The organism is Nocardia sp. FDAARGOS_372 (genome assembly GCF_002554515.1).
Classification (GTDB): Bacteria; Actinomycetota; Actinomycetes; order Mycobacteriales; family Mycobacteriaceae; genus Nocardia; species Nocardia farcinica.
This window is the reverse complement of record NZ_PDDW01000001.1, coordinates 2,401,650-2,420,580: the sequence shown is the minus strand read 5'-3', so window position 1 is coordinate 2,420,580 and position 18,931 is coordinate 2,401,650. Positions and strand designations below refer to the sequence as shown.

17 protein-coding genes are annotated in these 18,931 nt (G+C 72.6%); 6 read left to right on the top strand and 11 right to left on the bottom strand.

The features are described from left to right. Window positions 1-20: 20 nt before the first annotated feature. Window positions 21-1,070 carry a glucose 1-dehydrogenase gene (locus CRM89_RS11575; protein WP_098084001.1) on the top strand — a complete coding sequence of 350 codons (1,050 nt, stop codon included), beginning with the start codon at window positions 21-23 and terminating at the stop codon, window positions 1,068-1,070. 136 nt (window positions 1,071-1,206) lie between these two features. Here CRM89_RS11575 and CRM89_RS11570 read toward each other — a convergent pair whose 3' ends face one another. Further along, entirely contained in the window at window positions 1,207-1,653 is a 447-nt protein-coding gene (locus CRM89_RS11570) for a hypothetical protein (RefSeq protein ID WP_060590229.1), read from the bottom strand. A 159-nt stretch (window positions 1,654-1,812) separates the two neighbouring features. Continuing rightward, a complete protein-coding gene (locus tag CRM89_RS31680; protein WP_098086957.1) occupies window positions 1,813-2,406 on the bottom strand; it encodes a TIGR03086 family metal-binding protein in 594 nt (197 codons plus the stop codon). A 105-nt stretch (window positions 2,407-2,511) separates the two neighbouring features. On the opposite strand from CRM89_RS31680, the gene CRM89_RS11560 reads away from it, so the two are divergent. After that, a complete protein-coding gene (locus CRM89_RS11560; protein WP_098084000.1) occupies window positions 2,512-3,519 on the top strand; it encodes an RNA polymerase subunit sigma-70 in 1,008 nt (335 codons plus the stop codon). Between the two features lie 67 nt (window positions 3,520-3,586). On the opposite strand, the gene CRM89_RS11555 is transcribed toward CRM89_RS11560, so the two are convergent. From CRM89_RS11555 to CRM89_RS11525, 7 genes are all read right to left on the bottom strand, one after another. Then, window positions 3,587-4,834: an RNA polymerase sigma factor gene (locus CRM89_RS11555; protein ID WP_060590234.1), complete on the bottom strand. Its 1,248-nt coding sequence runs from the start codon at window positions 4,832-4,834 to the stop codon at window positions 3,587-3,589. Continuing rightward, window positions 4,831-5,223, bottom strand: coding sequence for a YciI family protein (locus CRM89_RS11550; protein ID WP_041561131.1), 393 nt, complete (start codon window positions 5,221-5,223; stop codon window positions 4,831-4,833). The genes CRM89_RS11555 and CRM89_RS11550 overlap by 4 nt, the downstream gene beginning before the upstream one ends. 85 nt (window positions 5,224-5,308) lie before the next feature. Continuing rightward, the gene (locus CRM89_RS11545) at window positions 5,309-6,349 is read right to left on the bottom strand and encodes an NAD(P)-dependent alcohol dehydrogenase (RefSeq protein WP_098086956.1); all 1,041 of its coding nucleotides are present in this window, start codon (window positions 6,347-6,349) and stop codon (window positions 5,309-5,311) included. Between the two features lie 245 nt (window positions 6,350-6,594). Next, a complete protein-coding gene (locus CRM89_RS11540; RefSeq protein ID WP_098083999.1) occupies window positions 6,595-8,217 on the bottom strand; it encodes an ABC-F family ATP-binding cassette domain-containing protein in 1,623 nt (540 codons plus the stop codon). Window positions 8,218-8,515: 298 nt separating this feature from the next. Further along, on the bottom strand, window positions 8,516-9,862 hold the full coding sequence (gudD, locus tag CRM89_RS11535; protein ID WP_098083998.1) for a glucarate dehydratase: 1,347 nt from the start codon (window positions 9,860-9,862) through the stop codon (window positions 8,516-8,518). After that, on the bottom strand, window positions 9,859-11,256 hold the full coding sequence (locus tag CRM89_RS11530) for an MFS transporter (protein WP_098083997.1): 1,398 nt from the start codon (window positions 11,254-11,256) through the stop codon (window positions 9,859-9,861). The genes gudD and CRM89_RS11530 overlap by 4 nt, the downstream gene beginning before the upstream one ends. Window positions 11,257-11,382: 126 nt before the next feature. After that, window positions 11,383-12,309, bottom strand: a complete 927-nt coding sequence (locus CRM89_RS11525) for a LysR substrate-binding domain-containing protein (RefSeq protein WP_098083996.1) — start codon at window positions 12,307-12,309, stop codon at window positions 11,383-11,385. A 104-nt stretch (window positions 12,310-12,413) separates the two neighbouring features. On the opposite strand from CRM89_RS11525, the gene kdgD reads away from it, so the two are divergent. Together kdgD and CRM89_RS11515 are read left to right on the top strand one after the other, a co-directional pair. Further along, complete coding sequence (gene kdgD, locus CRM89_RS11520; protein ID WP_098083995.1) at window positions 12,414-13,328, top strand: 5-dehydro-4-deoxyglucarate dehydratase; 915 nt, start codon at window positions 12,414-12,416, stop codon at window positions 13,326-13,328. Further along, window positions 13,328-14,923: an aldehyde dehydrogenase (NADP(+)) gene (locus CRM89_RS11515; RefSeq protein WP_098083994.1), complete on the top strand. Its 1,596-nt coding sequence runs from the start codon at window positions 13,328-13,330 to the stop codon at window positions 14,921-14,923. The genes kdgD and CRM89_RS11515 overlap by 1 nt, the downstream gene beginning before the upstream one ends. Window positions 14,924-15,094: 171 nt before the next feature. On the opposite strand, the gene CRM89_RS11510 is transcribed toward CRM89_RS11515, so the two are convergent. Continuing rightward, the gene (locus CRM89_RS11510; RefSeq protein ID WP_172964504.1) at window positions 15,095-15,970 is read right to left on the bottom strand and encodes a MarR family transcriptional regulator; all 876 of its coding nucleotides are present in this window, start codon (window positions 15,968-15,970) and stop codon (window positions 15,095-15,097) included. Between the two features lie 70 nt (window positions 15,971-16,040). Here CRM89_RS11510 and CRM89_RS11505 point away from each other — a divergent pair, with 70 nt between their 5' ends. Next, a complete protein-coding gene (locus tag CRM89_RS11505) occupies window positions 16,041-17,234 on the top strand; it encodes a cytochrome P450 (RefSeq protein WP_098083992.1) in 1,194 nt (397 codons plus the stop codon). Window positions 17,235-17,238: 4 nt separating this feature from the next. Here the strand turns inward: CRM89_RS11505 and CRM89_RS11500 are convergent, their stop codons facing one another. Further along, window positions 17,239-17,595 carry a nitroreductase/quinone reductase family protein gene (locus CRM89_RS11500; RefSeq protein ID WP_011210031.1) on the bottom strand — a complete coding sequence of 119 codons (357 nt, stop codon included), beginning with the start codon at window positions 17,593-17,595 and terminating at the stop codon, window positions 17,239-17,241. Between the two features lie 195 nt (window positions 17,596-17,790). Here CRM89_RS11500 and CRM89_RS11495 point away from each other — a divergent pair, with 195 nt between their 5' ends. Beyond that, window positions 17,791-18,756 (top strand): nitronate monooxygenase family protein, encoded by a 966-nt coding sequence (locus tag CRM89_RS11495; protein ID WP_098083991.1) that lies wholly within the window; start codon window positions 17,791-17,793, stop codon window positions 18,754-18,756. The last annotated feature ends 175 nt before the right edge of the window (window positions 18,757-18,931 follow it).

Genomic DNA, 18,931 nt, shown 5'->3' with positions numbered 1-18,931 from the left:
GGCGCGGGTAGCCGGAGGGCATGCGGGCCATCACTGTGCAGCCGGGGCGGGCGGGGTCGGTACAGGTCGAGGAACTGCCCGATCCCGTCGCGGGAACGGACGAACTGCTGGTGCGCGGGGTCGCGCTCGGCGTCTGCGGCACCGACAAGGAGATCGGTGCCGCGGAGTACGGGTGGGCGCCGCCGGGGCGGGACCGGCTGGTGCTCGGGCACGAGTCGCTGGGCCGGGTCGTGCAGGCGCCGCCGGGCTCGGGATTCGCCGAGGGCGAGCTGGTGGCCGGTGTGGTGCGCAGGCCCGACCCGGTGCCGTGCGGGGCGTGCGCGCACGGTGAGTTCGACATGTGCCGCAACGGCCGCTACCGCGAACGCGGCATCAAGGAACTCGACGGGTTCGGCAGCGAACTGTGGACGGTCGAGACCGACTACGCGGTGCGCGTCGACCCGGAGCTCGGCCACCTCGGCGTGCTGCTGGAACCGGCCAGCGTGCTGGCCAAGGCGTGGGAGCAGATCGAACGCATCGGCGGACGCAGCTGGTTCGAGCCGCGCACCGTGCTGGTGACCGGCGCGGGGCCGATCGGGCTGCTCGCCGCGCTGATGGGCGTCCAGCGCGCACTCGAGGTGCACGTGCTGGACCGGGTGACCGACGGCCCGAAACCCGCTCTGGTGCGGGGCCTGGGCGCCACCTATCACCACGGCGACGTGGCGGGGGTGATCGCCGAGACGCATCCGGACGTCGTGATCGAGGCGACCGGGGTGAGCGCCCTCGTCGTCGCCGCGATGGCGGGCACCGCGCACTACGGGATCACCTGCCTCACCGGCGTGTCCACCGGTGGGCGGCCGTTCGAGGTGGACACCGGCGGCCTCAACCGGTCCATCGTGCTGGAGAACGACGTGGTGGTCGGATCGGTGAACGCCAACCAGCGCCACTATCGCGCCGCGGCGGACGCGCTGGCGGCCGCCGACCCGGCGTGGCTGGCGGCCATGATCACCCGACGGGTGCCCCTCGAACGCGCGGTCGATGCGTTCGGCGACACCGGCGACGAGGTGAAGGTCGTCATCGATCTGGAGTGAACCGGCTCTGGAGTGAACCGGCTCTGGAGTGAACCGGCTCTGGAATGAAGCGGCTCTGGAAGGATCCGGCTCTGGAATGAGCCGCCTTGGAATGCGCCGGCCCGGAAGCGATCCGGCTCCGGGTGCTTCCGAGTGGTCAGCGGGGTCCGGCGGAGTGACCCGCGCGGCCGTGGGTGCGCCGCGCCTCCTTGAGTTCGGCTTCGAACACGTGGGTGCGCCCGTCCAGCAACTGCTCGCGGACGGCGCGGTCGAGTTCGCGGAACAGCGCGTAGTAGCCCTCGTCGTACTCCTCGACGATCTGGAACGTCCAGCGATCGGGTAACACGTTGCGCCCGACGAGCTCGGTGGCGATGCGGTCGGCGAGTTCGGGGTGTCCGGCGTCGCGCAGCAACGCCACCGCCTCGTCGAGCAGGAAGTCGGCGCCGCCGGTCAGCTGGTGGAACGAGTACAGGTGGCCGCGGGCTCGCTCGATGGTCTCCAGCGCCTCGGAGAGCTTGCCCGCGGCTGCGACGGTCTGGTCGTCGACGCCCTCGGGACGGCGGTGCCGCAGGGCAGGGCGATCCTCGGAACGGTGCGCTGTCATGGTGTTTCGCTCTCTGTCGGGGGCGGGAGGCCCGGATCGAGCGAGCGGCCACCGAGGCGGACCGCCCGACGCGGGATGTTTGCCGCGTACCCCGCCGCCCGTCGGTAAAACGATGCGAAAACGATGCGCGAGGTGTCAGCGCGGGCGGTCCGGTCTCGATCAGCGCACCGGGCGGCCGAGGAGGGCGGCGAGCTGCTCCACCGGTGTGGCCGTGGCCGGCGCGGGCCGCGGCGGCGCGAACGGGCTGCGGCCGGCGGGGACCTCGGAGAGCGTGGCGCGAGTGAACGCGAGCGCCCGCTCTGCCGCGGCATCGGTGAACGGTGGCCGGGTGCCGAGCGTGGTCGCCAGGTCCCAGCCGTGCACCAGTTCCTCGGTCAGCCGCAGGTGCGCCGCGACGGTCCCGGGCACGGCGCCGAACGGCATGTGCACGATCCGGTCCGCCGCGCCGGGCCGCCCGAAGGCGGCGAGCAGGGCCTCGCCCGCGCTCCGGTACGCGCTCGCCGGATCTGCGCCGAGTGCGTCGACCAGCGCCGGGTCCAGTGTGCCCGCCGCCGATTCCGATGTTCCGGTCAGCGCCGCGGTGCAGAGCCGAGTGCCGAGGACGAGATGGTTCACCAGGTCGCGGGCGGTCCACGCCGGACAGGGTGTCGCCGCCTGCCAGTGGTCGGGGCCGATCGTGGCGACGAGATCGGCGAGGGTGGCGATCGTGCTCGCCAGATCGTCGAGGACGGTGCGGGTGGGTGTCTCGGTCACGGGATTTCCTCCATCCGGTTCGGGGTCGGTCGTTGTGGTGACACCGCCCGTCGCCGGAACGGAACGGTCCCGGAGCGCGTCACCGCCCCGTGCGACGATGCCCCGGTGGATCCGGACATTCTCGAGCGCGCGCGAGCCGGCGACCACGACGCCTTCCGCGCCCTCACCGACCCCTACCGGCACGAGCTGCAGGTGCACTGCTACCGGATGCTCGGTTCGCTCACCGACGCCGAGGACGTGCTGCAGGAAACGCTGCTGGCGGCCTGGCGCGGGCTCGGCGGCTTTGCCGGGCGTTCCTCGCTGCGTACCTGGCTCTACCGGATCGCCACCAACCGCTGCCTGAACGCCATGCGCGACAATGCCCGTCGCCGCCCGCCCGAGCCCGACCCGCCGTTCGACCCGCCCGAACCCAGCCGCCGCAGCACGGTCACCTGGTTGGAGCCCTACCCGGACCGCCTGCTCGACCGGGTCGCCGACCCGGCCGCCGGCCCGGAGGCCCGCTACCACGCACGCGAGTCCGTCGAGCTGGCGTTCGTCGCGGGGCTACAACACCTGCCGCCCCGCCAGTCGGCGGTGCTGCTGCTGCGTGATGTCCTCGGCTTTCCCGCCGACGAGGTCGCGGCCATGCTCGGCACCAGCGCCACCGCGGTGAAGGGCGCGCTGCAACGCGCCCGCGAGCAGCTGCGCCGACACCGGATCGACCGCGAATCGGTCGAGCTGCCCGACAGCCCGCGGGAACGCGCGCTGACCGCCCGTTTCGCCGAAGCGTTCACCGCGGGCGACGTCGCGGCCGTCATCGCCCTGCTCACCGACGACGCCTGGCTGACCATGCCGCCCGCCCCGCACGAATACCACGGCCTGCCCGCCATCGGCGCCTTCCTCACCGTCTTCACCACCTGGCGCGGAGCCCGTCGCCTGCACCTGGTCGAGACCCGCGCCAACACCCGGCCCGCCCTCGCCTGCTACCTGACCGATACCGACCCGCACACCGCGCACCCCGCGGGCGTGCTCGTGCTCACCGTCGGACCCACCGCCATCCACCACGTGACCTGGTTCCTCGGCGCCGACCTCCGCACCCACTTCGCCCTGCCCGCCACCGTTCCGGTCGGTTAGCGCACGCGCCGAGAGCGCTCGCGAGGCGGACCAGCCCGGCGACCGCGGTCGAGCGGCGCTGTGCGGCCTATCCGGTGGTGGCGGCGAGTTTGCGCAGCCGGGCGTTGAGGTAGCGCTGTTCCGGAGTGCTGGTGGTGAGCTGGGCGGCGCGAGTGTAGGCGGCACGGGCGGCCTCGAGGTCGCCGTTCATCTCGAGCAGGTGGGCGTGCACGGCGTGGGTGCGGTGGTGGCGGCGCATGGCGGGGTCGGTGAGCAGGGGAGTGACGAGTTCGAGCCCGTGGCGTGGGCCGAACGCCATCGCGACGGCGACCGCGCGGTTGAGGGTGACGGCCGGTCCTGGCGCGAGCCGGTCGAGCATTCCGTAGAGCACGGCGATCTGCGCCCAGTCGGTGCTGTCTCCGCCGGGGGCCTCGGCGTGCACGGCGGCGATGGCCGCCTGGATCTGATACGGCCCGACATGGCCGCGCGGTAGCACCCGCTCGAGCAGGGCGACGCCCTCGGCGATGGCAGTCCGGTCCCAGCGGGTGCGGTCCTGGTCGGCGAGGGGGACGAGTTCGCCCGCGGCGTCGGTGCGGGCGGCGGCGCGGGCGTGGGTGAGCAGCATCAGCGCGAGCGCGCCGGCGACCTCGTCGTGGTCGGGGACGGCGCGGTGCAGGCGCCGGGTGAGGCGCAGCGCCGCGGCGGCCAGGCCGGGGTCGTGGACCGACGCGCCCGTGCTGCGGGTGTGCCCGGCGGTGAACATCAGGTGGCACACGTCGAGCACCGCGGCCACCCGCTCGGGCAACTCCTCGGCGGCGGGCAGTTCGAAGCGCGCCCCGGCCGCGCGTAGGGTGCGACGGGCTCGCGAAAGCCGTTGCGCCATCGTGCGTTCCGGGACGAGGTAGGCGGCCGCGATCTCGGCGGTCGGCAGTCCGGCCACCGCGTGCAGGGTCAGCGCCACCTGGGACGGGCGGCTCAGGCTCGGGTGGCAGCACAGCAGGAACAACCGGAGGGTGTCCTCGCCGGAGTGGTCGGTTTCGTCGGCGGGCGGGGCCAGGTCGGCGTCGGCGGGCCGGGCGACGCCGACGGTCGCCTCCCGCTCGGCCCGGGCCCGGTCGGCCCGCACCCGGTCGATCAGTTTCCGCGCGGCCACCCGCACCAACCATCCGCGCGGATTGCCGGGGATGCCGTCGCGGGGCCACTGCTCGGCCGCCGCGGCGGCGGCCTCCTGCACCGCGTCCTCGCAGTCGCCGAGATCGCCGTGCCTGCGCAGCAGGGCGAGCAGGACGTGCGGCGCCTCCCGGCGCCACACCTCCGCCACCGTCGCGCCGGTCACTGATCGTCGCCGCCCGGCCACATGACCGGCCGCAGCTCCACGGTCTCGCCGGGCCCGGCGAACACCGCGGCGATCTCCTCGGCCCGCGCGCGATCGGCCACATCGATCAGGAAGAACCCGGCCAGGTGTTCCTTGGCCTCCGAGTAGGGACCGTCGGCCGCCACCGGCCGCCCCGACTCCCACCGGTACAGCCGCGCCGCCTCGGGCGCGCCCAGCGCCTCCCCGGTGACCAGTTCGCCCTTCTCCTGCATCTCGCCGAGCAGCCGCTCGAAATCACCGGTGATGCGCTCGCGTTCCGCGGCGGGCAACGCCTGGAACTCCGGCAGGTAGTCGCCGGTCGGGTGCCCCCACGGCTGCGGGTTGGAGTGGATCAGAATGACGTACTTCATGGGTCGCTCCTCGGTCGTGGACGGGCCGCTGCCCATCCTCACCGGGAACGTCGGAGCCGTGCGCCCGTCGTCGACATCGCGGGCCCTATCCGTTCGGCAGAATCACCGCGCGGCCGTTGATCTGCCCCTTGTGCAGGCGTTCGTAGGCCTCGGGGGCGTCGTCGAGCGCGTAGGTCTCCACGTGCACCTCGACCGCGCCGGCGCGGGCCAGGTCCAGCACCTCGCGCAGTTCGCCCCGGCTGCCCCAGTACGGGGCGGTGACCGACACGTCGAAGGGGGTGGTGCCGAACCCGACCGGCACCGACCCGCCGCCGATGCCGACGATCGTCAGGTCGCCTTCCATCGCCACGCAGCCCGCGGCGGTCGCGGTCGTGGGCGGCACGCCGACGAAATCGAACACGGCCGTCGCGCCGCGGCCGCCGGTCAGTTCCTTGACCCGGTCGGCGGCGTGCTCGTCGGAGGTCACGGTCTCGTGTGCGCCGACCCGGCGCGCCAGTTCCAGCTTCTCCTCGCCGATGTCGAGCGCGATCACCCGCGCCGGGCTGAGCGCGCGCAGCAACTGGATGGCGACATGGCCGAGCCCGCCCGCGCCGATCACCACGGCCGTCGAGCCGGGCACCAGTTTGGGCAGCGACCGCTTGATGGCGTGGTAGGGCGTGAGCCCGGCGTCGGTGAGCGGCACGGTGCGCACCGGGTCGAGTCCGTCCAGCGATTCGAGGTGGCGGACGTCGTCGACGATCATGTATTCGGCGATGGCGCCCGGTGCGCCGAGTCCGGGCGGGAAGATGCCGAGTTCGCCCGCGCGCACGCAGTAGTTCTCCCGGCCGCCTTCGCACGGGTGGCAGGTGCCGCAGCCCCACGGACCGTAGACCGCCACCGAATCGCCCACCGCGAATCCGCGCACGCCGTCGCCGAGCGCGGCGATGGTGCCCGCGCCCTCGTGGCCGAGGGTGAGCGGCAACTCGTACGGGAACTCGCTCTCCGGCCACGACATCACCGCGATGTCGGAGTGACACACGCCCGCCGCCGACACCTTCAGCAACACCTGTCCCGGGCCGGGTTCGGGATCGGGCACCGTCACCACTTCCGGCGGGGCGCCGATCGTCCGATACTGCAGAGCCTTCATCGCGACACCTCCGAAATCGAATTGCTCGGTCGGGTCCATCGGGTCGGCGCGCTGCTCAGGACATTCATCGACTCCGGCGCGCCGGGCTGGGCCGGTCGGCCCCGAGGCCGCGAGCGCGCTGCCGTACCGCACGATCTCGGCGGACCCGGGACAGATCGTCTCCGATCATACGGAGCGCGTGGACCGCCGAGGCGGTATCGGCGAACGGCCGGCAACCGGAAGCCGGGCCGTTCGCCGATACCGGGTCAGCGGTTCGCCGGTGGGGCGGCGTCCGGCGCGATGCGCCCGCCGGCGTCGAGTGCGATCACCGTGTCGACGCCGAGGTCGGCGAGGAATTGCTCGTCGTGACTGACCACCAGGACCGCGCCCCGGTACCCCGACAGTGCCGCCACCAGCTGTTCGACGCTGGCGATGTCGAGGTTGTTCGTCGGTTCGTCCAGGACGAGCAGCTGGGCGGGTGGGTCGGCGAACAGCAGCCGCGCCAGCGACACACGGAAGCGCTCACCGCCGGACAATGTCGACACCGGCCGGTCCACGGCCGCGCCGCGCAGCAGGAGCCGGGCCAGCTGGTTGCGCAGGGCGGCCGGTGGCAGCGAGCCCGCCACGGCCCGCAGGTTCTCCAGCGCCGACGCCCGCTCGTCCAGGTTGTCCAGGCGTTGCGGGAGGTATGCGACGCGATCGGTGAACAGGGTGCCGCCGACCCGCCCCGCCGTCGCGGCGCGCCGCCCGAGCAGGGTCTCCAGCGCCGTCGATTTCCCGGCGCCGTTGGGGCCGACCAGCGCCACCCGTTCGGGCCCCTGGATCACGACCGTGGTCGCGCCGTCACCGATCTCCGCGATCCGCCGTCCCGCCGGCACATCCGGGTCGGGCAACTCCAGGTGGATCCGTTCCTCCCTGCGCACCCGGGCGGCGGCGGCCGCGCGGGCACGTTCGGCCGCGCGGACCTTCGCCTCCTGCGTGCCGCGCAGCGCGGCCGCGGTGTTCTGGGACCGGCCGGCACGATCGCCCGCCACGATCCGGGGGATGCCGCCGTGCTGCTGGGTCGCCCGGGCCGTGCGTTCGCGGCGGGCGAGTTTGGTCTCGGCCTCGATGCGCTGGCGCTGCTCGGCTTTCAGCACCTGCGCGGCGGTGCGCGCGGCTTGCTCGGCGGCGGCCTGTCGCTGGTCGAGGTGCTGCCGCCACGCCGAATAGGGCCCGCCGAACAACTCCAGCCGCTCGGCGTGCAGCTCCGCGGTGTGGTCCATGCGCTCGAGCAGCGCGCGATCGTGGCTGACCACCACCAGGGTGCCGGGCCAGGTGTCGATCAGCGCGGCCAGGTCGCTGCGGGCGGCCCGGTCGAGGTTGTTGGTGGGCTCGTCGAGGACGGTGACGGGTGTCCGGCGCAGGCGCAACCCGGTGACGGCGACCAGCACCGCCTCGCCGCCGGACAGGTGGCCGACCCGGCGATCGAGATCGGCTGCGGCGAAGCCGATCTCGTGCAGCGCCTGGGCCGCGCGCGCTTCCAGATCCCAGTCCTCGCCGATCGTGTCGAAGTGTCGTTCGTCCGCGTCGCCGGACTCGATCGCGCGCAGTGCCGCGAGCGTGTCGGCGATGCCGAGCAGGTCGGCGATCGTGGCGTCGGTGTCGAGGGTCAGCGTCTGCGGCAGGTAGCCGACCGGCCCGGCGACGTCGATGCGGCCGGTGGTGGGGGTGAGGTCTCCCGAGATCAGCCGCAGCAGCGTGGATTTGCCCGCGCCGTTGCGGCCGACGAGACCGGTGCGGCCGGACGGGAACGCGCCGTCGAGGTGCCGCAGCGCGGCGGTCCCGTCGGGCCAATCGAACGACACGTCGTGCAGGACGATTCCGGAAGTGGTGGACGAGGTCGGCATCGAAGCTCCTGACGCCCTGGCGGGCAATCGAAGTCGCGCCCGTCCGCGAGGTGGGACGGTGCGCGGGGATGGGGAGAGCCGCGAGCGATGCCGTGGGTCGCGGGCAGGTGGCGCGACAGGACCGATCGCGGCGCGAGAGTTCGATTGCCGGGCGGCGGGAGAATGGCGACGGACGCGCCTGCGCGCGAACGCCGAACCGTGGGCTACGCCGCCCGGGCGGGCGGCTGGAGTCTGTCGACCTCGATGAGCACGGAGGGAGTATAACGAGGTGGGGCGAGGTGGCCTCGCCCCCACCTGCTCAGCGCACCAGGGCGGGGCGCTTGCTGTCGAACTGCCACCCGGGGATGAGGTACTGCATCGTGGTGGCGTCGTTCCGGTCGCCGAGGCCCGCCCGCAGGTACAGCTCGTGGGCGGCGGCGACCCGTTCCTCGTCCAGTTCCACACCGAGGCCCGGGCGCCGGGGCACGGCGATCCGGCCCTCGACGATGCGGAACGGGTCGCGGGTGATGCGCTGGCCGTCCTGCCAGATCCAGTGCGTGTCGATGGCGGTGATCTCACCCGGCGCGGCCGCGGCCACGTGGGTGAACATGGCCAGCGAGACGTCGAAGTGGTTGTTGGAGTGCGAACCCCACGTCAGGCCCCACGCGTCGCACAGCTGCGCCACCCGCACCGAGCCCGCCATGGTCCAGAAGTGCGGGTCGGCCAACGGGATGTCGACCGCGCCGGTGCGGACGGTGTGGCCGAGTTCGCGCCAATCGGTGGCGATCATGTTGGTGGCGGTGGGCAGTCCGGTGGCGCGCTTGAACTCGGCCATCACCTCGCGCCCGGAGAACGAGCCCTCCGGGCCGACCGGGTCTTCGGCGTAGGCGAGCACGTCGCGCAGGTCGCGGCACAACGGCACGGCCTCGCGCAGCAGCCACCCGCCGTTGGGGTCCAGTGTGATCCTGGCGTCGGGGAACTCCTCGGCCAGCGCCCGCACCGCGGCGGCCTCCTCGGCGCCTGCGAGCACACCGCCCTTGAGCTTGAAGTCGCGGAATCCGTAGCGGGCGCGTGCGGCGCGGGCCAGCTCGACCACGCCCTCGGGGGTCATGGCCGCCTCGTGGCGCCTGCGCAGCCAGTCGTCGGCGTCGGCCGGTTCGTCCGCGGGGGAGCGGTAGGGCAGGTCGGTGCGATTGCGGTCGCCGACGAAGAACAGGTAGCCGAGGGCGGGCACGTCGGTGCGCTGCACCCCGTCGCCGAGCAGCGCGGCCATCGGCACCTCCAGGTGCTGGCCGAGCAGATCCAACAGCGCCGATTCGACGGCGGTGACGGCGTGCACGGTGACCCGCAGGTCGAAGGTCTGGTTGCCGCGGCCCGCCGCGTCCCGGGCGGCGAAGGTGCGCCGGATGTCGCCGAGCACGGCGTGGTGTTCGCCGAGGCCGCGGCCGATCACCAGGCCGCGGGCCTCCTCGAGGGTGCCGCGGATCCGTTCCCCGCCGGGCACCTCGCCGACGCCGGTGCGGCCCGCGGAATCGGTGAGGATCACCAGGTTGCGGGTGAAGTAGGGCGCGTGCGCGCCGCTGAGGTTGAGCAGCATGCTGTCGTGGCCTGCGATCGGCACGACGCGCATCTCGGTGACGCGGGGGGTGCGGGCGGTGCTGGTCATGAACGGTTCTCCACGGTGGCGACGGTGGCGCCGAGGGGCGCCGGGCGGGCGGGCGTCGGGTCGGGATCGGCGGACCCGGGATCCTCGGCGGGCGGGTGCGATGCGCCGGTCCGGCGGATCAGCGCGACCGAGGCGGCGGCGAGCACGGAGGCGGCGGCCAGGGCGTACAGGCCCCAGGTGACCTCGCCGGTCGCCGATTTGACCAGGCCGAACCCGTACGGGGCGACGAATCCGCCGAGATTGCCGATCGAATTGATGATGGCGATGGCCGGTGCGAGCACCAGCGGATGCAGCCCGCCCTGCGGGATGGACCAGAACAGCGGGCTGGCGCTCTTGAAGCCCATCGCGGCGATGCACAGGAACACCAGCGCGAGCCAGGGCGAGGTGACCGCGGCCAGGTAGGTGCCGACGGCGGCGGTGAGCAGGGCGATCACCAGCAGCGGCTTGCGGTTGCCGGTGCGGTCGCCGATTCGCGCCGAGACATACATCGCGACCACCGCGCAGATCCACGGCAGCGACGACAGCAGGCCCACGGTGATGTCGTTGGTGCCGTCGATGCGGCGCACGATGGAGGGCAGCCAGAAGGTGTTGGCGTAGATCGACAGCTGGATCGCGAAGTAGATCCAGCAGAACAGCAGCAGTTTCGGATCGGCGAGCATCCGCCAGCGCGAGCCACGGTGGGCGACACCGGAATTCGCGGCCTTGTCCTGCTCCTCGGCCTCGATGGTGTCGATCAGCGCCTTCTTCTCACCCGCGGACAGCCACCTGGCGTCCTTGATGTGGGAATCGAGGAACAAGTAGGCGACGATGCCGACGACGACCGAGAGCATGCCCTCCAGCCCGAACAGCCACTGCCAGCCGTGCAGGCCGAGCCCGCCGTCGAGTGCGAGCAGCGGCCCGGAGAGCGGGCCGGAGATCGCCGCGGCCACCGACGAGCCTGCCACGAACAGCGCGGTCGCCCGGCCACGGTGACTGTTGGGCAGCCACTTGGCCAGGTAGAAGATCACCGCCGGGAAGAACCCGGCTTCGGCGGCGCCGAGCAGGAAGCGCAGGACGTAGAACATGGTCGCGTTCTGCACGAACATCATCGCGGCCGAGATCAGCCCCCAGCTGACCATGATCCTGGTGAGCCAGATCCGCGCGCCGTAGCGCTCCATCATCACGTTGCTGGGCAATTCGAAGATCGCGTAGGCGATGAAGAACACGCCGGCGCCGAATCCGTAGGCGGCCGCGCCGATGCCGACGTCGGCTTCCAGGTATTCCCTCGCGTAGCCGATATTCGAGCGGTTGATCTGGTTGCAGATCAACATGATGATGAACAGCGGGACGACGCGTCGAAAGAACTTCGACACCGCGGATTCCAATTCCGCCGTCGGCTGTCGAGTGAACGACATCGTCCACTCCTTTCGGTCGAACCACCTGCTGGTGCGGTGCGGTGGGGAAGAGGTCTGTTCGGGGCGAGTGACTCGCCTCACAAGCAACGAATGTAAAGACCTCAGGTGATTCACGTCCAACACTGATTACGGATGGACCGATACAGGAAAGGTATCGTGCCCGGCCGCCCGGTTCACCGGTTCCGCCAGTTCGTCCAGCAATTTCGCCAGCGCGGGGTTCTCGTTCCCCTGTCGCCAGACCAGCGTCAGCTCCGCGTGCGCCGCGATGCCGGTCAGTGGCCGGAACGCCACCTGCTCGAATCGCATCGCGGCCGCCGACTCCGGCACCAGTGCCGCGCCCCAGCCCAGATCCACCAGCGCCAGGATGCTGTGCACGGTGGTCATGTACTGGGTGACCACGGGCACGACTCCCGCCCGGTGCAGGACGGCGGTCACGAGTTCGTGGAAGTACCTGGCTTCGACGGGGGCGTGCATCACCAGCGGTTCGCCGTGCAGCGCGCGCACGTCCACGGTGTCGGCGCCGGCCAGCCGGTGCTCGGCGGGCAGGGCCACGACCAGGCCCTCCCGCAGGAATGGGCGCGTGGTCAGGTCCGGGCGGGTGATGGGCGGGCGGACCATGCCCAGATCCAGCGATCCCTCCGACAGTGCCTCCACCTGATCCATCGTGACCAGCTCGCGCAGCTCCAGGTCGACCTCGGGCAGGGCGGCGCGCGCGGTCGCCAGTACGCGCGGCAAGCCCGAGTGCACGCTCGCGCCGGTGAAACCGAGCCGCACCACGCCGCCGGTGCCCGCCGAGACCCGGCGGACCGCCAGCGAGGCGCGCTCGGCCTGCTGGAGCAGGCGCCGGGCGTCGACCAGGAAGGCCCGCCCGGCGCGGGTGAGCTTGACGCTGCGGTTGGAGCGGTCGAACAACTCGGCGCCCAGATCCTTCTCCAGGAGCTGGATCTGGCGGCTCAACGGCGGCTGGGTCATCCGCAGGCGTTCGGCGGCGCGCCCGAAGTGCAGTTCCTCGGCCACCGCGACGAACGCGGTGAGCTGGGCGAAGGTGAACATCGATACAGACCTTGTATTGATAGATAGGAAATCAGTGTTGGACGTGAATCATAAGCCGTTCCTAGGGTGAGGTCAGCAGGCCACCCCGAACAGGAGCGCACACCATGACCACAGCCTCTCCGCAGGACATCGCCGCACGTCTCGGCTCCGGACTCCTCTCCTTCCCGGTCACCCACCTGCGGGCCGACGGCTCCTTCGACGAGGCCGCCTACCGCGAGCACATCGCCTGGCTGGGCGGCCACGACGCGGCCGGGCTGTTCGCCGCGGGCGGCACCGGCGAGTTCTTCTCGCTGACCCCGGCCGAGGTCGAGCAGGTGGTCACCGCCGCGGTGCGGGAGGCGCCGGAGGGGCTGCCCGTCATCGCCCCGGCCGGGTACGGCACCGCCACCGCGATCGAGATGGCGCGCGCCGCCGAACGCGCCGGTGCGCACGGCATCCTGCTGTTGCCGCCCTACCTCACCGAGGCCGGGCAGCGCGGGCTCGTCGAGCACGTGCACCAGGTCTGCGCGGCGACCGATCTCGGTGTCATCGTCTACTCGCGGGCCAACGCCGCCTACTCCGCGCCGGCGGTCGCCGAACTGGCCGACCGCTGCCCGAACCTGATCGGGTTCAAGGACGGCATCGGCAACATCGAACAGATGACCCGGATCTACGCCGAGGTCGGCGACCGGCTGTTCTATGTCGGCGGATTGCCCACCGCGGAGATGTTCGCGCTGCCCTACCTGGCGTTGGGCGTGACCACCTACTCCTCGGCGATCTTCAACTTCGTGCCGCAGTTCGCGCTCGACTTCTATCGCGCGGTGCGGCGCAACGACGCCCCGTTCGTGCTCAACGCGCTCGCGGAGTTCGTGATCCCCTACTGCGAGCTGCGCAACCGCGAGCCCGGCTACGCGGTGAGCATCATCAAGGCGGGTATGACGGTGATCGGACGTACCGCGGGTCCGGTCCGCAGCCCGCTGACCGACCTGGACGACGCCGAACTCGCCGAACTGGCCGATCTCGTGAAGAAGGTGAGCTGATGACCGCCGCGACCACCGAACAGCTGACGGGGGCGAACCTCGTCGGTGCCGCCGACGTGCCCGGCGCCGCCGCGCCGTTCCGCGCCGTCGATCCGGCGAGCGGGCAGCGGCTCGACCCGGAGTACCGGGAGGCCGACGACGCCCAGGTCGACCGCGCCGCCGAGCTGGCCTGGGCCGCCTTCGACACCTACCGGCACACCGGCCCCGACCGCCGCGCGGCGTTCCTGGAGACCGTCGCCGCCCAGCTCGACGGCCTCGGTGACGTGCTCGTGCAGCGGGTGATCGCGGAAAGCGGTCTGCCCGAGGCCAGGGTGCGCGGCGAGATCGCCCGCACCACCGGCCAATTGCGGTTGTTCGCCGAGGTCGTGCGCGAGGGCGGCTGGACCGGTGCGCGGCTGGACCGGCCCGACCCGCGGCGCACCCCGCTGCCGAAACCCGATCTGCGCCAACGCCGTATCCCGCTCGGCCCGGTCGCGGTGTTCGCCGCGAGCAACTTCCCGCTGGCGTTCTCCGTCGCGGGCGGCGACACCGCCTCCGCGTTGGCCGCCGGCGCGCCGGTGGTGGTGAAGGCGCACCCCTCCCATCCCGGCACCGCCGAGCTGGTCGGTCGCGCGGTGCGCGCCGCGGTGCGGGCGCACGACCTGCCCGAGGGCACGTTCTCGCTGGTCCACGGTGGCCGTGACACCGGTCTGGCGCTGGTGCGGCATCCGCGCATCCGCGCGGTCGGCTTCACCGGTTCCCGGCAGGCCGGGCTCGCGTTGACCGCGGCCGCCGCCGCGCGACCGGTGCCGATCCCGGTGTTCGCCGAGATGTCCAGCGTCAATCCGGTCTTCGTGTTGCCCGGTGCGCTGGCCGAGCGCGGCGCGCAGCTGGGTGCGGAGTTCGTGGCATCGCTGACCACCGGGGTCGGGCAGCTGTGCACCAGCCCGGGCTTGGTGTTCCTCGCCGACGGGCCGGGTGCCGACGAGTTCGTCGCGGCCGCCGCGGCGGCGGTGGAGGCCGCCGCGGGCGCGCCGATGCTCAACAGCGGTATCGCCTCGGCCTATGCCGAGGGGGTGCGCAGGCTCGGCGCGGGACCGCAGGTGCGTTCGGTGGCGGTCGGTGCCGCGGCGACCGCGGCCTGCGGCGGGGTGCCGCAGCTGTTCGTCACCACGGCCGAGCATTTCCGGGCCGATCCCGCGTTGCGCGAGGAGGTCTTCGGCCCGGCCTCGATCGTTGTGCGGGTGGGCGCCCCCGACCGGTTCGCCGAGCTGATCGAGGTGCTCGACGGGCAACTCACCGCCACCGTGCACGCGACCACCCAGGACCACGAGCTGGCCCGCCGCCTGCTGCCGGAGCTGGAACTACTCGCCGGCCGGGTGCTGTTCAACGGCTGGCCCACCGGCGTGGAGGTCGGTCACGCCGTCGTGCACGGCGGCCCGTTCCCGGCCACCAGCGCGCCCGCCACCACCTCGGTCGGCAGCCTGGCCATCGAGCGCTTCCTGCGCCCGGTCTCCTACCAGAACATCCCCGACGACCTCCTGCCCGCCGAGATCCGCGCGGCCAACCCGCTCGGCATCTGGCGCCGCATCGACGGCACCCTCACCAGGGACTGACCGATGCCGCCGCGGGACTCCACCGGGTCCCGCGGCGCGGCAGGTCCGCCCTCCGCATCGGGCGTCGAGGACGCACACGGTGTGGTGGGCGGCGATGCGCCGACGTCACTCCGGGCGAGCGTGCCGCCCCGCCGGGCGTGCCGGTGCGGTGTGGTCGCGGGCCGCTCGGTCCTACCGCGGCGGGCTGGTCCGCCCGATCGTCCGGGCGGACTCGGTCAGCGCGGCGAGGTAGTGGTCCCGGTCGGGCTTGGGGACCGACGCGCGCAAGGGCCCGATCAGCAGTTCGGCGCGGGGAGTGCCGTCCGGAGCGAGTACCGGCGCGGCGAGGTAGCTGACCGGCAGGGGGTTGTCGGCGGCGAGTGCCCGCGGGTCGTGTGCCGTGCCGCTGATGTCGAACAGCAGGGACAGGACCCGGTGCCGCAGGGCTCGGCTGCCCGGCTCGTCGGCGAGGTGTGCGACCACGTCGGCGAGCACGTCGAGGGCGCGCAGGCCCGCGGAGTCCACGCCCCAGACGGCGGCGCCGACGGCGGGGATGTCGGTGAGCAGGCGTTCGTACTCGGCGCGGCGGGCTGGCTCGGCGGCTGCCAGCCAGTGGCGGCGCAGCTCGGGCCCGGCGTGGGCGACGAGGGTGGCCGCGGCGGGCGGTATCAGGGGTAGCCGGGTGCCGACGGCGATGCCGGGCGGGATCGGGCCGTGCTCGTCGATCACCGCGTCGAAGCGGAGCTCGCCGCCGTCGAGGCGCAGCAGCGCCACGCCGCAGTCCACCGTGCGGGCCAGCGCGCGCAGTTCGGCCTCCACCGGATCCGGCGTCGCGGCCCCGGCGATCCGGCGCAGGGCGGGGCCGAGTTCGTAGCTGAGGTCCGCGCGGCGTCGGACCCACGCCCGCTGGTGCAAGCCCTGCAGCACCGCGCCGACCGTCGACCGGCTCAATCCCAGTGCGTCGGCGATCTGCGCGGACGTGCGCGGTCCGTCGGCGGCGAGCATTTCCACCACCGACACGACCCGTTGCGTGGGCGGCGACACCGACTCGGTCTTGTCAGCGGCCATCCGTCCTCTTACGGTCGGCAGTACAGTTATTCGCATCCACCAGTGCGAATATTCGCATCAGGAGTTGCCGATGTCAACACCGACCAGCCTCGACGGTCTCGATTTCGCCTTCCACGACCTACCGGACCTGCACGCCACCCTCGCCGACCTGCGCCGCCGCGCACCCTGGGCGACGGTGCCGTTCGCGGGCTCGCGCGGGATCCTGCTGCTGACGCACGACCTGGTCGCGGCCGCCTTCAAGGACGAGCTCACCTTCCCCGCCGCCGTCACCTACCGGCTCACCACCGGACCCGTGCTCGGGCACACCCTGCAATGCATGCAGGGCAGGGAGCATCGCATCGCCCGCGGCATCGCCACCCCGCCGTTGCGCCGCGCCAAGGTAGCCGCACTGGTCGAGCCGCTGCTCGAGCCGCTCGCGCACGAGCTGATCGACGACTTCGCCGACCGGGGCACCGCCGATCTGGTCGCCGAATTCACCACCCGCTACCCGGTACTGGTGATCAGCAGACTGCTCGGCCTGCCGAATGCCGACGAGGCGACCGTGCACCGCTGGGCGCGCGATCTGTTCCACTTTCCGCTCGACCCCGACGCCGCACGGCGCGCCTCCCGCGAATTCACCGCCTACGTCACGCCGGTCCTGGCTGAGCGCAGACGCGCCCCGGGCGACGACCTGATCTCGCTGCTGGTCACCACCTCGGCGGAGGGGGAGCACCTCACCGACGAACAGGTGCTCTCGTTCCTGCGCCTGCTGTTCCCGGCCGGTGCCGACACCACGATGCTCGGGCTCGGCAACATCCTCTCGGCGCTGCTCACCCACCCCGAGCAGCTGGCCAGGGTCGCCGCCGACCCGGACGAATGGGTGCGGTGGGCGGTCTGGGAGGGGCTGCGATGGGAGCCCCCGGTCGGCCTGCTGCCGCGCGCCTGCCCGGAAGCCGTTCAGTGGCACGGCATCTCGATCCCGGCCGGCACGCCGATGATCTTCGCGATCACCGCCGCACACCGCGACCCCGGCCACTACCCCGACCCGGATCGGTTCGACATCACCCGGCAGGCGACGGCGATGCTCTCGTTCGGGCAGGGCCCGCACAGCTGCCCCGGCAACTGGCTCGCCCTCGCGGAACTCACCACCGCGCTCGGCGCGTTGCTGGCGCGCCTGCCCGGACTCCGCCTGCGGCCCGGCGCCGCCGACCGGGCCCGAGTGACCAGTCAGGTCGGCACGGCGTTGCGCGGACCGAACGCGCTGGCCGTCGAATGGGACCGCTGAGTATTCAGCCCTGCGGCTGGAACCGCACCCGCACCGAGACGCCGCCGCGCTCGTCCTTGGTGGCGACGGCGTGCCCGCGCCGGTCGATGCCGTTGATGTGCACCGTGATCGGCGCGCCGTCCCCGAGGAAGTTGCGCCACCAGGTCTTCTTCTGCGGCATGGCGACACCGATGACGATGTCGTCGCCCACCCGCCGGTAGCCGACCGGCGTGCTGATGGTGCGCCCGGATCGGCGGCCCACGTAGGTGATCCGCGCCAGCCCCTTGCTCAGCAGCGGGCCGAGCACCGGCACGTCGAGCAGCGCGCTGAGTCCGGCGTTGAACCCGCGCAACGCGGTTCCCGCCACCTTGTTCGCATCCACGAGAGTCCTCCTGTCGTCCGCGGCCCGGATACCGCAACCCTAGGCCGTTTGCGCGCCGCGGGAGCGATGCGGTGCGTCGTCACCGCCGGGCCGCCGGCCGCGCGGGCGCCGTCGCTTGCGCGGGCCATCGGCGCAGACCGGTACAAGCGTGCGCTTATGCTCGGGCGGACTGTCCCACACCCGCGAGGAAATGTGATGAGCCTGCCACCCGTTCTGCGCGACCGACTCCGCCTGCCGGTGATCGCGTCGCCGATGTTCATCGTCTCCAACCCCGATCTGGTGATCGCGCAGTGCACGGCCGGGGTGATCGGCTCGTTTCCGTCCCTCAACGCCCGCCCGCAGTCCGAGCTGCGGGTGTGGCTGACCCGGATCACCGAGGCGCTGGCCGCCCACGACGCCGCCAACCCCGAGGCGCCGAGCGCGCCGTACGCGGTGAACCTCATCGTGCACAAGACCAACGAGCGCCTCGAAGAGGATCTGCGTGTGGTCGAGGAGTTTCGGGTGCCGGTGGTGATCACCTCGCTCGGTGCGCGCCCGGACGTCAACGAGCGCATCCACGCCTACGGCGGTGTGGTGCTGCACGACGTGATCCACAACGGTTTCGCCCGCAAGGCGATCGAGAAGGGCGCCGACGGTCTCATCGCGGTGGCCGCGGGCGCGGGCGGGCACGCGGGCACCCAGTCGCCGTTCGCGCTGATCCAGGAGATCCGCACCTGGTTCGACGGTCCGCTGGCGCTGTCCGGCTCGATCTCGCACGGGCGCTCGGTGCTGGCCGCGCAGGCCGCGGGCGCGGACTTCGCCTACATCGGCTCGGCGTTCATCGCCACCGAGGAGGCCAACGCGGCGCCCGAATACAAGCAGATGATCGTGGACTCCGGCGCCGCCGACATCGTCTACACCGATCGTTTCACCGGCGTGCACGGCAACTATCTGCGGCCGAGCATCGTCGCCGCCGGGCTGGACCCCGACCGGCTCGCCGAGACGACGGCCGCCGCCATGGACTTCGGCGACGGCGAGGCGGTCGGCGCGAAGGCCTGGCGCGACATCTGGGGCGCGGGCCACGGCGTCGGCGCCGTCAGCGAGATCCGCCCGGCCGCGAAGGTCGTCGACCAGCTGGCCTCCGAGTACGCCGCGGCCCGCGAACGCCTGCTGGCGCTCTGATCCGCCTCCCTCACCCCGGCGCGGCCCGCACGTGCGCGGCCGCGTCGCGGTGCCCGGCGACCGCACCGAATGTGTCGCGATGCACGGGTGCGGGTCGTTGCGCACGTCTGCCTGCGCCGGAGCCGACGGACAGGCGTGCGGTGGCCGCTCCGCGGGGTTTGAGGGTGGGGTAGCC

What these genes read in the sequence shown, in the direction of transcription:
- CRM89_RS11570 (WP_060590229.1), bottom strand. Translation starts at nt 1,653, where the DNA reads ATGACAGCGCACCGTTCCGAGGATCGCCCTGCCCTGCGGCACCGCCGT.
- CRM89_RS11495 (WP_098083991.1), top strand. Translation starts at nt 17,791, where the DNA reads ATGAGCCTGCCACCCGTTCTGCGCGACCGACTCCGCCTGCCGGTGATC.
- CRM89_RS11525 (WP_098083996.1), bottom strand. Translation starts at nt 12,309, where the DNA reads ATGTTCACCTTCGCCCAGCTCACCGCGTTCGTCGCGGTGGCCGAGGAA.
- CRM89_RS11540 (WP_098083999.1), bottom strand. Translation starts at nt 8,217, where the DNA reads ATGCCGACCTCGTCCACCACTTCCGGAATCGTCCTGCACGACGTGTCG.
- CRM89_RS11550 (WP_041561131.1), bottom strand. Translation starts at nt 5,223, where the DNA reads ATGAAGTACGTCATTCTGATCCACTCCAACCCGCAGCCGTGGGGGCAC.
- kdgD (WP_098083995.1), top strand. Translation starts at nt 12,414, where the DNA reads ATGACCACAGCCTCTCCGCAGGACATCGCCGCACGTCTCGGCTCCGGA.
- gudD (WP_098083998.1), bottom strand. Translation starts at nt 9,862, where the DNA reads ATGACCAGCACCGCCCGCACCCCCCGCGTCACCGAGATGCGCGTCGTG.
- CRM89_RS11510 (WP_172964504.1), bottom strand. Translation starts at nt 15,970, where the DNA reads ATGGCCGCTGACAAGACCGAGTCGGTGTCGCCGCCCACGCAACGGGTC.
- CRM89_RS11575 (WP_098084001.1), top strand. Translation starts at nt 21, where the DNA reads ATGCGGGCCATCACTGTGCAGCCGGGGCGGGCGGGGTCGGTACAGGTC.
- CRM89_RS11505 (WP_098083992.1), top strand. Translation starts at nt 16,041, where the DNA reads ATGTCAACACCGACCAGCCTCGACGGTCTCGATTTCGCCTTCCACGAC.
- CRM89_RS11545 (WP_098086956.1), bottom strand. Translation starts at nt 6,349, where the DNA reads ATGAAGGCTCTGCAGTATCGGACGATCGGCGCCCCGCCGGAAGTGGTG.
- CRM89_RS11530 (WP_098083997.1), bottom strand. Translation starts at nt 11,256, where the DNA reads ATGTCGTTCACTCGACAGCCGACGGCGGAATTGGAATCCGCGGTGTCG.
- CRM89_RS11515 (WP_098083994.1), top strand. Translation starts at nt 13,328, where the DNA reads ATGACCGCCGCGACCACCGAACAGCTGACGGGGGCGAACCTCGTCGGT.